This is a genomic window from Kitasatospora sp. NPDC058406 (genome assembly GCF_042722765.1).
GTDB lineage: Bacteria > Actinomycetota > Actinomycetes > Streptomycetales > Streptomycetaceae > Kitasatospora.
In genome coordinates, this window is record NZ_JBHXKE010000255.1 from 1 (window position 1) to 12559 (window position 12559).

A 12559-nucleotide genomic window follows, 5' to 3' on the forward strand; every position below is an offset into this window, starting at 1 on the left:
GCCGCCGATCTCGAACCGGCCGGTCGGGTTGACGAGCAGGCGGTAGCCGTCGGTGGCCAGCTTGATGCCGTCCTCGGCGAGGAGTTCGAGCACGGGCTCGACCACGTACTCGCGGATGTCGGGGGTGAGGTGGCCGTCGAGGCTGATCTCGGCGGCGTGCTGGGCGGAGACCACCACGGTGTCGAGGCGGACCGGCCGGCCGCCGTCGTACTCGATGGTGACCTGGGTCTTGCCGTCGGGGCGAAGGTAGGGGATCGCCCCGTTCCTGCGGACCTCGGCGAGGCGGCGGGAGAGCCGGTGGGCCAGGTCGATCGGGACGGGCATCAGGGTCGGTGTCTCGTCGGTGGCGTAGCCGAACATGAGGCCCTGGTCGCCGGCGCCCTGCCGGTCCAGGTCGTCGGCGTCGCCGTCGGCTGCGGACCGGCCCGGCGAGGACCCTCCGACGCGCGCCTCGTAGGCGCTGTCGACGCCCTGCGCGATGTCGGGGGACTGCGCGCCGATCGAGACCGAGACGCCGCAGGAGGTGCCGTCGAAGCCCTTCTCCGAGGAGTCGTAGCCGATCTCCCGGATCTTCGCGCGGGCGAGTGCGGCGACGTCGGCGTGGGCGGTGGTGGTCACCTCCCCGGCGATGTGCACCTGGCCGGTGGTGATCAGCGTCTCCACGGCGACCCGGGAGGCCGGGTCCTCGCGGAGCAGCGCGTCGAGGATGGTGTCGCTGATCTGGTCGGCGATCTTGTCGGGGTGGCCCTCGGTCACGGATTCCGAGGTGAACAGCCGCCTGGACATGGCGAATCCCTGGAAGGTCGGCGGTCCGGGCGGACCGCGGGCGGGCGGAGCGGGGCGGGGGCAACAGCGGGTGCGAACAGCGGGTGCGAACGGCGGGTGCAGGGGGCGGCGGAGGGCGCAGATGCAGCGGCGGGTGCAGCGGCCGGTGCGGGGCCGGTGCGGTGGTACGGGGTGGCGGTCAGACCGCCACGCCGGTGTGCGGGGCGGGCGCGGTGGCCTGGGAGACCGGTGCGGGCGCGGGCGCCGGCGCCGCGGCCGGCAGGAGCGGGTGCAGGGCGAGGACGGCGCGGGCGATGGCGTCCGAGTCACCGAGGGTCACCGAGTTGACGCCCGGCCGGATGCCGGCGGCGGTGACCCAGTGCACGGCCTCGGTCGGGACTCCGTAGGCGAACCTCCGGGGGTGGGCGCGGCCGTCCGCGGCGAGCAGCCGGTAGGGGCGTTCGGTGACGGCCAGGCCGCCGGTCTCGTACGCCGCGCCGGAGGTGTCCCGGATCCGGTAGGTGCGGGCCTGTCCGGCGTCGAGCAGCCGCCGCAGCAGCCGGTCGCCGGTGCGGCGGAGGTCCGGTTCGGGCAGCCGCGCCTCGATCAGGGCCCGCGCGCGCACCGGCGGCGCGTCGACGGCGGGGGAGTGGGCGGTGAAGGAGGGCTGCGGCCCGGTGGTGTCGAGGCCGATCCGGACGTCCGGGCCGAGGACCTCGACGACGCCGGCCTCGATCAGGGCGCGCAGTTCGTCGATCCGGGAGGCCGGCGGGCCGATGGAGAGGAACGCGTTCAGCGGGGTGTACCAGGACTCCAGGTCGTCACGGTAGGAGGAACCCTCGATGCCGCCGTGGTCGACGGCGAGCCGGATCTCGTTGCGCAGGTCGCGCAGCACGTCGAGGGCCGCTTTGAGCGGTCCGCTGAGGTTGCCGGACCGGGCCTCGCGGGCGTCCCGGGCCAGTTGGCCGAGGAGCCAGGCTCGGTGTTCCGCCCGGTCGCCGAAGCGCCGGTCCGCGTGCGGGTGGGCGAGGGCGTGCCAGTCCCAGCGCTCCGTCTCGGGTATCCGGTGCCGGTCGAGCAGGGCGGCCCGCCGGTCGGGGTCGGTGCCGAGGTACTCCTCGGCCAGCCGGGCGCCGGTCTCCGGGTGGCCGGTCGCGGCGAGCAGCGTGGCGTAGTACACGGCCTCCACCTCGCGGGCGACCAGCGGCCACAGGTCGTCGGCGAAGCGCACCGGCTCGCCCGCCTCGGCCCGCTTGCGCAGCCGGGCGACGTACTCCTCGGTGAGCAGCCGGGGGGTGTGGCGGCCGTGGGCGCCCTTCTCGTTCTCGCCGCGCGCGTGGTACGGCACGCCGCGGCGGGAGCCGGCCACGATCAGCGGCTCGCGTCCGGAGGGGTGGTAGACCAGCCGGCCGCTGTGTTCGGCGAACCGGCCGCCGCGGCCGCGGGTGAGCAGGGCCAGGTGGTCGAAGAAGTTGAGTCCGAGACCGCGGACCAGGACGGGGCGGCCGGGCGGCAGGGTGGACAGGTCGACGTCGGCGGGGTTGGCGGGCGGGAGGTAGGTGAGGCCGTGTGCGGCGGCGGCGCGGGCCAGGGCGCGTTCGCCGGACGTCGCGCCGGCCGGGACGTGGCCGAGGGCGAGGACGACCGCGTCCAGGCCGACGAGCCGCCGGCCGTCCGCGAGGGTGAGCACCTGGGACGCTCCGGGGAGCGGGTCTGTGTCGTCCAACTCGACCGCACGGGTGCGGTGTTCGACGATCCGGCAGTGTGCCGGGGCGGTGGAGCGGACGCGCCGGTAGACGTCGACCAGGTACCGGCCGTAGAAGGCGCGGGTCGGGTAGGCGTCCGGCGACAGGTCGCGGGCCTCGGCCCGGACCGGGACGTCGTACTCGCCCGGACCGCCGTGCGGGACGGTCGACTTGGCCCACTGGTAGAGGCTCGGGCCCTCCTCGACCGGGCCGTCGATGGTGACGCTCGGGTCGGTGAAGACGGTGACCTGGGAGGCCACGGTGTTCATCAGCAGCAGGCGGGACTGGGTGGTCCGCCAGACCCGCCCGGCGCCGGGCGGGTAGGGGTCGACGAGGTGGACGGTCAGCGCGGCGGCCGACGGGCGGGACCGTTCGTTGGCCAGCAGCCGTTCGAGGACGGAGAGGCCGCGGGGGCCGGCGCCGACCACGGCGATCTGCCGGTGCCGGGCCGACGGGCCGGGGGAGTGGGGAGCCATGGTCGATGTCCTCCCGTTCTGGGTCGACGCCCCGCCGGCGAAGGCGGAGTCCGGCGGGGCGTCGGGCAGGTGTGGTGCGACGGTGGTGACGCGGTCGTGACGGGCCCGGGGCGGCGTGACGCGGCCGTTCCCGGGGGCGGTGCGGAACCCGTGCGCCGGACCTCGCGCCTCGAATCCCGCGCGCCGGAACCTCGCGCGCCGGAACCCGTGCGTCAGGGGTGGCGCAGCAGGATCTTGCCGAGGCTCTCGCGGCGCTCCAGCTGCGCGTGCGCGGCGGGGGCGTCGGCGAAGTCGTACTCGCGGTCGATCCGGGCCCGCAGTGAGCCGTCGATCAGGCCGGAGAAGAGGTCGCCGGTCCGGGTGGTGAACTCCTCGCGGGTCCGGACGTGGTGGGTGAGGCTGGGCCAGGTGAGCCGCAGCGAGCCCTTCTGGACGAGGAGGAACGGGTCGATCGGGTCGGGGGTGCCGCTGGCCCGGCCGTAGACGACCAGGGTGCCGCGCGGGCGCAGCGAGTCGAGGCTGTCGAGGAAGGTCACCTTGCCGACCGAGTCGTACACCGCGTCGGCGCCCACGCCGTCGGTGACCCGGTGGACGACCTCCCGGAAGTTCTCCCGGTCGTAGCGGACCACGGTGTCGGCGCCGAGCCCGGCGATCAGCTCGGCCTTCTCGTCGGTGGAGACGGTGCCGATCACGTGGGCACCGGCCCGCTTGGCGAACTGGACCAGGAACTGCCCGACCCCGCCGGCCGCCGCGTGCACCACGACCACCTGGCCCTTGGCGATCGGGTGCGAGTCGTGGGCCAGGTAGTGGGCGGTCAGGCCCTGGAGCATCGCGGCGGCGGCCCGGCCGGAGTCCAGGCCGTCCGGCACGGCCGCCACCAGGCGGACCGGCACGGTGACGAACTCGGCGTAGGCGCCGGGTACTTCGCCGTACGCGACGCGGTCGCCGACGGCCACCTCGGTGACGCCGGGGCCGACGGCGTCCACCGTGCCGACGGCGTCCATGCCCGGGACGAAGGGCAGCGGAACGGGGAAGACGCCCTGCCGGTGGTAGACGTCGACGTAGTTGACGCCGATGACCTCGGTGCGGATGCGGATCTCGCCGTCGGCGGGCTCCGTCACCGGCACGTCGTCGTCGACGCGCAGCTGCTCGGGGCCGCCGTGGGCGTGGACGCGGATCGCCTTCATGGGGTGGTACCTCGGCTGTTCTGGTAGGCGGGGTTGGCGGGTACGGGCGACGGCAGGCTGCCGCCGTCCGGGATCGGCAGGGGGTCGGGGGCCGGCGCGGGGGCCGGTTCGGTGGCCGGCGCGGTGGCCGGAGGGCGTGCGGGGCGGTTGGACACCAGGCCGCCGGCGATCATCAGGACGCCGCCGGCCAGTTGCAGCGGCGTGGGCGCCAGCGACAGGGCCAGCAGGCTGACGACGACCGTGAAGGCCGGCTCCAGCTGCAGCACGCTCGCGGTCTCCCAGGGCCGCAGCCGGTCCAGGGCCAGGTGCAGCGTCACGTACGCCAGGCAGAAGTTGGTGACGGCGAGCAGGAGTTGAAGGAGGAGGGTGCCCGTGCCGGGGTGCCAGCGCAGCGGACCGGGCGCGAGCAGCAGGACCGGCAGCAGCACCACCGTCGCCAGGACCAGCCGCCAGAGGCTCAGCTGGAGCGCCGGCACCCGGGCCATCAGGGACTTGGCGGGAAGGAAGGCGAGACCGGCCAGGACGGCGCCGGCCAGGACGAGCAGGTCGCCGCTGCCGACGGCGGTGAAGCCCGCGCCGGGTTCGCGCAGCACCACCAGCACGCCGCCGGCCAGGGTGACGGCGAGACCGGTGGACTGCCACCAGCGGAGCCGGTCACCGAGCAGGAACACCGAGGCGAGGACCGCCGTCGGGCCCTGGAGCTGGATCAGGAAGCCGCCGTTGACCGGGGTGGTCCGGCTCAGCCCGGTGATCACCAGGGCCAGCGAGAGGCCGGTGCCGACCACCGCGACGAAGCCGACCCGTGCCCAGTCCCGGGCGGAGAGCCCGCGCGGGACCAGCGGTCGGCGGCGCGCCACCAGGTATCCGGCCAGCAGCGCGGCGCCGATCGACAGGTTGAGCTCGGTGGTCAGCAACGGATCGATCTCGCGGGTCACCCGGTTGGCCAGGACGGCGCCGGCGCCGAAGAAGGCGGCGGTCAGCAGCGCGTATAGGTAGCCCTGCGCGCGCACGGTGGTGGGCCCTTCCGGTCGATGGGGCGGGTGGGGGCGGGATCCGCGGGGGCGGGGGTCAGCGGACCTTCACCCGGACGGTGTGGCCGCGCTCGACCCCGTACCGGGCCGCGAAGTTGCCCTGGTTGAGCGCGAGGCCGAGCTGGTCGCGGCTGGCGATGTAGGCGAGCGGCTCGCCCTCGCCGGTCTCGCCGAAGGTGCGGCGCAGCGGGGTGGAGAGCCGGGCGCCCCCGATCTCGATCTCCAGGGCGGCCTCGAAATCGACGCCCTGGCTGTCCAGGAATTCCCGGGTGATGCTGGTCCAGACGTTTCCGTAGTTCTTGTCGAGAATCGCGACCTCGCCGACTATCCAGCCGTCCTCCACGGTGGGTTCGGCGACGTCCAGCAGCGTGATGTCGGAAGCTTCGATCTCGTCGCCGATTTCGCTGAACGATATTCCGTTGGCGATGTGCGCGGCGGCGGAAATGACGATGTCGCGACCGTAGAACGTCGGGTCGATGACCGGGCGGCGGACCTTCTCGGAGGTGATGCGGCGCACCTCGGCCACGCCCGCCTCCTTGACGATGCGGGTGAGCAGTCCGTTGTCGGGTGCGAAGTAGGTGTGCCCCTGGGGCGTGCGGAGGCCGATCGCGTTGTCCTGGACGCCGGTGTGCGGGAAGGTGACGCACGCGAACACGGCGTCGCCGGGGAAGTACCGGAACGAGTCGCGGATGTAGAGGCTGGCCTCGTAGATGTCGAACGGCGTCACGTCGTGGGTGACGTCGATGATGTTGGCGTGCGGGGCGATGCTGAGCACCATGCCCTTGCAGATGCCGACGGCGTCGTCGACGAGCCCGAAGTCGGTGAGCAGCCCGACGATCGGCCGGGGCGCGAGCAGGCCGGCGGTGGCGGTGGCTGCGGGGGAGACGGACATGCTGAACCCTTTCAGGATTACCGAAACGGGACGGCGTGCTTTGGGGGTGACGGGCCGGAACGCCGCAGGGCGGTCGGGAATATCCGGCGGGAATCCCCTGGTAAAGGGCGATTCAAGCGGCGCGAGATTGAAGCGAGGCTAGCACCCGGTCGGCGCCGAAGAAAGCTTGTGCTGTTGCAGCCGCATTAAGTCGGTTCGACAAACCGGAATGATGCCCGCCACTTGGGGAAATGTGCCGGTCGGGGCCGTGGAATAGTGCGCACGGGTCGACGGAAAATACCATGACCGGGTCGGACGGGTGCGTACGTGCGCACCCGCATTCGTGTGCGGACCGGTCCCGCCCGACACGGGCGGTCGTGGACGCCGGACGCGCCGGTGAACGTGCTCGCGGACCCGCGTGCGGACGCGGCCACCGAGGACCGGGCCTGACGGAACGTCACAACTGGGCCTCGGTCGCCGCGAGCCGGCCGAACGCGCAGACGGCGCGCCCCGCGGCCGCTACGGTGGGCGGCAGCCGAAACCGGGGGGCGGGCGCCGACGTGAACATCTCCATGACGACGTACGTCCGTCCCGAGGACGGCGTGCCCGGCCACGAGCCGTTCGAGCAGCGTCCCCGAGCGGTCTCGTCGGCGGTCACCGACGGGAACCCGCACGCCGAGCAGCGGGCGGTGGTGCTGACGCCGGAGGCCGAAGCCGCGGCCCTGACGGTCGAGGCCGCACCGAAGTCCCACCACCTGCCACCCCGGCCGACCGGTGAACTGGTCGGCCGGGAAGCGGAGGTGGACGCGATCGGCGAGGCCCTGGCCGAGGGCGGCGGTCTGGTCACCCAGGCGGCCACCCTGCACGGCCTGGGCGGCGTCGGCAAGACGGCGCTGGCACTGCACTACGCCTACAAGCACGTGAACACCTACGGGCTGATCTGGTGGATCACCGCCGAGTCGGAGGAACAGATCGCCGAGGCCCTCGCGGACCTCGCCGTCCACCTGCACCGCGACTGGGCGCTGACCGAGCCCCTGAGCCGCCAGGCCGAGTGGGCGGTGGCCTGGCTGCGCGCGCACGAGAACTGGCTGCTGGTCTTCGACAACGTCGAGGACCCGGTCCACCTGGCGCCCTACCTGAGCCGGTTGCTCGGCCGCGGCCACCAACTGGTCACCAGCAGACGCGCCGACGGCTGGCACCAGGGCATCCGCCCGATCCGGATCGACGTCCTCGACGCACCGCTCGCCGTCCAGTTGCTCTGGGGCACCGCCCGGCCGGGTGAGGAGCCCGCCGGGGCCGACGAGGTCGAGCAGGCCGAGGCCCGGGCGCTGGCCGACGAGCTCGGGCACCTGCCTCTTGCCCTCTCCCAGGCGGGCGCCCACGTCCAGCAGGCCCGGACGACCTTCGGCGCCTTCCGGGAACTGCTGCGCGCCGTCGCCCCGTCCGAGTCGCCCGCCATGCCCTCGGCCCTCGACACGGTCTCGCGGCTCTGGCGCACCACGCTGCACACCGTCGGGCGGACCGCCCCGTTCGCCGTCGAGCTGCTGCGCACGCTGGCCTGGTACGCCCCGGAGGCCCTGCCGAGCGAGGCGCTGCGGCCGTTCGGCTCCCGGAGTCCGAAGGAGGTGGACACCGCCCTGAAGGTGCTGGCGGGATATCACCTCATCACCCTCGGGCCGCAGACGGTGGCGGTCCACCGGCTGCTCCGGAGCGTCCTGCGGGCGGGCGACCAGGACCGGAGGGTCCGTTCGCGGGCCGAGCGGAACCTCGCCGCCGCGGTGGCCCGCCTCTGGCCGGAGGCCGACCAGGAGGCCCGCCGGGCACTGCTGCCGCACATCAGGGAGCTGGCGTCCTCCGTCGACTCCTCGTCGCGCCCCACGCCGGAGACGATCGAGCTCTACCGGCTGGCCGCCGAGGAACTCCCCGAGCCGGAACAGCGGGTCTTCGTGATCCCCCTGGTCGCGGCGGTCGCCGACGGCCGGCGCCGGTTGCTGGGCGCCGACCACCCCGAGACGCTCGCCGCCCGGGGCAGGCTCGCCGAACTCCACGCCCGGGTCGGCGATCCGGCCCGGGCGGTCGAGCTCTGCCGGGCCGTGGTGGCCGACCGCAGCCGGGCCCAGGGCCCCGACCACCCCGCCGTCCTGGCCGACCGGCACTCCCTCGCCCACGCCTACCGGAAGGCGGGCGACCACGGGCGGGCGGTCGAGGAGTTCCGGACGGTGGTGACGGAGCGCGCCCGGGTCCTGGGCGCCGACCACCCGGACACCCTCGCCGGCCGCGCCGGGCTCGCCTACGCGCTCCAGGTGTCGGGCCACCGCCTGGAGGCGGTCGCGGAGTTCGAGCTCCTCCAGGAGGACCTCGTACGGGTCCTCGGTCCCGACCACGCGGACACCCTGGCCGGCCGGAACAGCCTCGCCTACGCCCAGCTCACCGCCGGGGAGCACCGGCTCGCGCTGACGCTCTACGCGCAGGCCGTCACCGACCGGACCAGGGTGCTCGGCGCCGACCACCCCGACACGCTCACCAGCCGGGGCTGGCTCGCCGCCGCCCACGCGGCCGCCGGCGACCACCGCGCCGCCGTCGCCGAGCACGAGGCCGTGGTCCGCGACCTCACGCGCACCCTCGGCGCGGACCACGGGCAGACCCTGGACGCCCGGGGCCGGCTGGTGAGGGCACGCGTCGAGGCCGGCGATCCGACGGGCGTGGTGGCCGAATCGGCGAGCCTTCAGGCGGACTGCATCCGGGTGCTGGGCGTCGACCACCCGGACGCTCTCGACGCCCGCTCCCGGTTGGCGTGGGCGTACCAGAAGGCCGGTGAGCACCGCCGCGCCGTGGCCGTCCACGAGGCCGTGGTCCAGGACCGCCGCCGGATCCAGGGGCCTGACCACCTGGACACCCTGGAGGAGCGCTCGGAGCTGGCCGAGGCCCGCCGCCTCGCCGGCGCAGCCGGGCAGGAGCTCGCCGACCGCGAGGCGCTGGTCGCCGACCGGCTGCGCGTCCAGGGCCCGCACCATCCGGACACCCTCGCGGAGCGGTCCCACCTGGCCCGCGCGTGGCAGCGGGCCGGGGACGACGGGCGGGCGGTCGACCTCGCCGAGGCGCTGGTCGAGGACCGGACGCGCGTGCAGGGCGCGGACCACCCCGGCACGCTCGGTACGCGGTGGACGCTGGCCTGGCTCTGCTCGGTCTCCGGCCTGCACGGCCGGGCGGTGGACCGGTTCGAGGCGCTGGTGGCCGACCGGACCCGGCTCCAGGGGGCCGACCACCCCGAGACCCTCGACACCCGGTGGTGGTGGGCCTGGGCGTGCCGGAGCGCCGGCGAGCACCGCCGGGCGATCGGCCTCTACGAGGAACTGGTCGCCGACCGGCTGCGGGTGTCGGGGGCCGACCACCCCGAGACGCTGTCCGCCCGGGGCGGCACGGCCTGGGCGTGCAGCGACGCCGGCGAGCACCTGCGGGCCCTCGACCTGTACGAGGCCCTGCTGGCCGACCGGGAACGCCTTCACGGCCCCGACCACCCCGGGACCCTGGTCGCCCGGGCCAGCCTCGCCCTGGCGCTCCGCAACGCGGGGCGGCACGGGCGGGCCGTCGAGTCCTACGAGGCCCTGGTGGCCGACCGGACCCGCCTCCAGGGTCCGACGCACCCCGACGTCCTCGGTCTGCGGGCCGACCTCGCCCTCGCGCTCCGGGAGGCCGGCCGGCACCGCGGCGCGATCGAGCAGTACGAGGCACTGGTGGCGACGCGGACGCGCCTGTTCGGCTCCGACCACCCGGACACGCTGAACGCCCGGTCCGGTCTGGCGACCGCGCACCAGGCGGCGGGTGATCGCCGGACGATCGGCCTGTTCGAATCCCTGGTCGCCGACCGGACCCGTCTTCAGGGGGCGGACCACCCCGAGACGCTCGTCGCCCGGGGGTGGCTCGCGTGGACCTGCCGGGAGACCGGCGACCACGGCCGCGCGGTCGAGCTGTACGACCTGCTGCTGGCCGACCGCCTGCGGCTGAAGGGCGGCGACCACCCCACGACGCTGAGCACCCGCTCCGGCAGGGCCTCCGCCGTCCAGGGGAGCGGCGACCACCGGCGCGCCGTCGACCTGCACGAGGAGGTCGTCGCCGACCGCACCCGGGTGCAGGGGGCGTTCCACCCCGACACGCTCGACGCGCGGTGGGCCCTGTCCAGGGCCTGCACGGACGCCGGCCACCACGGCCGTGCGGTCCTCCTCCTGGAGGACCTGGCCGCGGACCGGTCCCGTGTCCAGGGGCCGGACCATCCGGGGACGCTCGGCGCGCGGTGGTGGCTGGCCCTGGCGTGTCGGCAGGCCGGGGACCACGCCCGCGCGCTGGAGCTCTACGGGGCCGTGCTGGCGGACCGGACGCGGGTGTCGGGCGCGGACCACGCCGAGACGCTCGTCGCCCGGTACGGTCTGGCCTGGACCCACCTGGAAGCCGGTGACCCGCTCCGCGCCGTCGCGCTCCACGAGGCCCTCCACCGGGATCGGCTCAGACTCCAGGGGCCCGACCATCCGGAGACACTGGCCGGGCGGGTCGGCCTGCTGCACGCGCTCGTTCTCGCCGGCCGGTTCCGCGAAGCGCTCGCCGGGCAGGAGGCACTGCTGGCGGACCGCCTCCGGATCAACGGCCCCGACCATGCCGAGACCCTGGCGGCCCGTTCGATACTGGCCTGGGCGCTGAGCCGTGCGGGGGACGGGCCGGGGGCACTGGCGGTCCGCGAGACGCTGCTCCGGGACCGGATCCGCCTCAAGGGCCCGGAGCACCCGGAGACCCTCGGCGCACGGGCCGCCGTGGCGTACGCCCTGGAGGACAACGGACGCGTCCGCGAGGCCCTGGCCGAGCGGACGAGCCTCGTCGAGGACCGCCTCCGCCTCCAGGGCGCGGAACACCCCGACACCCTGGACGCACGGTCGTGGGTGGCCGCCCTCCACCGGAACACCGGGGCGTACCGCGTGGCCGCCGACCTCTACGAGGCGCTGATCGCGGACCGGGCCCGGGTCCAGGGGCCCGACCATCCCGCCACGCTCGACGAACGCCGCCACCGTGCCCTCACGCACCGGGAGGCGGGCCGCTACCGCCAGGCGGTGTCGGAGCGGGAGCTCCTGGTCGCCGACGTCGCCCGGATCCACGGCCCCGACCACCTGGACAGCCTCATCGCGCGCTCCGACCTGGCGCACGCCCTGCGGTGGAGCGGGGACCACACGGCCGCCGTCGAGCTCTTCGAGTCCCTCAGGGACGACCTGACGCGGCTGCGAGGGGCCGGCCACCCCGTCACCCTGGGCGTCCTGGACAGCATCGCGTACACCCTCCGCGAGGCGGGCCGGTACCCGGAGGCCGCGGCCCGGTACCGCGACCTGCGGGCGGTGGCCGCCGACGCGCTCGGCCCGGACCACCGGACGGTGCTGGACGCCCGTTCGAGCCTCGGCGTCACGCTGCGGAGGGCGGGGGACTACCGGGCGGCGGTGGACGAGCTCTCCGCGCTGGTGCCCGACTGGGTGCGGGCGCTCGGACCGAACCACCCCGGGGTCTTCCTGACCGGACGCCGCCTCGCCTACGCCTCCCATCTGGCCGGTGACACCGGCACGGCCGTCACCCTGGTCGCCTCCCTGGTCGACCGGGCGGCGAAGGCGCTGGGAGCCGCGCACACCGAGACGGTGGAGTGCCGGGTGGCGCACGCCCTGTTGCTGGCGCTCGGCGCGCGGCCGTTCCGCGCGGTGGTCTTGCTGGGGGAGCTCGCCGAGGAGAGCGCCGGGAACCGGGGGCCGTACCACCCGCGCACCCTGGGCATCCGCCAGGATCTGGCCTTCGCCCGACACCGGGCCGGGGACCACGCCGGGGCGGTGCGGGTGTACGAGGCCGTGGTCGAGGACCGCGGGCTCCGGCGCGAGGGCCTGTCCTCCGGGGTCCCCGCTCTGCTCGCGGCCGGGCACCGTGACACCGACGAGCCGATCGTGGCCGTGGCCGGCCGCCGGACGGGGGACTCCGAGCTGTTCCCCACGCTGGCGGTCGGCCTGGCCCGGGCGCTGGCGGCGGCCGGGCGGCACGAGGCCGCGGCGGACCTGCTCGCCGCCGTCCGCGCCGGGCGGGACGCCGTGATGGGGGCCGGGCACCCGATCGCCGTGGAGAGCCGGGCGGCGGCCGGGGCGGGGGCCGCCCCGGAGCCGGCCGCGCCGCTGCCGTCCCGGCGGGCCCCGGCCGCTCTGCCGGCGGCCCGCTCGGACACGACCGAACCCGGTCCGGCCGAGCCCACCGCCCCGGCTGGGCCGGGCCCGGCCGAGCCCGGCCCCGCGGTGCCCGACCCGGCCGCGACCGGCCCTGCCGTGTCCGAGCCGGTCGCGCCCGGCGGGCCCGCCCCCGGCCTCGTCTCGCCCGGCGGGGAAGCCCCCGTCGAGGCGGTGCCCGACGAGGAAGCCCCTGCCGAAGCCGCCCCCGCCGAACCCTTCGGGGCGGCCGTCGCCCCGCGCGACCCGGC

General features: G+C 75.5%; 6 protein-coding genes. 1 reads left to right on the forward strand and 5 read right to left on the reverse strand.

What is annotated here, in order from left to right; translation table 11 throughout:
• The 5 genes from ACFWOG_RS34095 to ACFWOG_RS34115 all read right to left on the reverse strand — a co-directional run.
• Positions 1-786 (reverse strand): S-adenosylmethionine synthetase N-terminal domain-containing protein (locus ACFWOG_RS34095; RefSeq protein WP_380363100.1); only part of this gene is annotated, 786 nt, incomplete at its 3' end.
• A gap of 178 nt (positions 787-964) precedes the next feature.
• Positions 965-2986: an FAD/NAD(P)-binding protein gene (locus tag ACFWOG_RS34100; RefSeq protein WP_380363102.1), complete on the reverse strand. Its 2022-nt coding sequence runs from the start codon at positions 2984-2986 to the stop codon at positions 965-967.
• 212 nt (positions 2987-3198) lie between these two features.
• Positions 3199-4173, reverse strand: coding sequence for a quinone oxidoreductase family protein (locus tag ACFWOG_RS34105; protein WP_380363104.1), 975 nt, complete (start codon positions 4171-4173; stop codon positions 3199-3201).
• On the reverse strand, positions 4170-5183 hold the full coding sequence (locus ACFWOG_RS34110; protein WP_380363106.1) for a DMT family transporter: 1014 nt from the start codon (positions 5181-5183) through the stop codon (positions 4170-4172). The genes ACFWOG_RS34105 and ACFWOG_RS34110 overlap by 4 nt, the downstream gene beginning before the upstream one ends.
• A 58-nt stretch (positions 5184-5241) precedes the next feature.
• The gene (locus tag ACFWOG_RS34115) at positions 5242-6096 is read right to left on the reverse strand and encodes an S-adenosyl-l-methionine hydroxide adenosyltransferase family protein (RefSeq protein WP_380363108.1); all 855 of its coding nucleotides are present in this window, start codon (positions 6094-6096) and stop codon (positions 5242-5244) included.
• A gap of 551 nt (positions 6097-6647) precedes the next feature.
• Here ACFWOG_RS34115 and ACFWOG_RS34120 point away from each other — a divergent pair.
• The coding region (locus ACFWOG_RS34120) for a tetratricopeptide repeat protein (RefSeq protein WP_380363110.1) at positions 6648-12559 on the forward strand (5912 nt) is incomplete at its 3' end.

Bases quoted from the DNA above. Each gene is read 5' to 3' on its own strand.
- ACFWOG_RS34105 (WP_380363104.1), bottom strand. From the start codon at position 4,173: ATGAAGGCGATCCGCGTCCACGCCCACGGCGGCCCCGAGCAGCTGCGC.
- ACFWOG_RS34115 (WP_380363108.1), bottom strand. From the start codon at position 6,096: ATGTCCGTCTCCCCCGCAGCCACCGCCACCGCCGGCCTGCTCGCGCCC.
- ACFWOG_RS34100 (WP_380363102.1), bottom strand. From the start codon at position 2,986: ATGGCTCCCCACTCCCCCGGCCCGTCGGCCCGGCACCGGCAGATCGCC.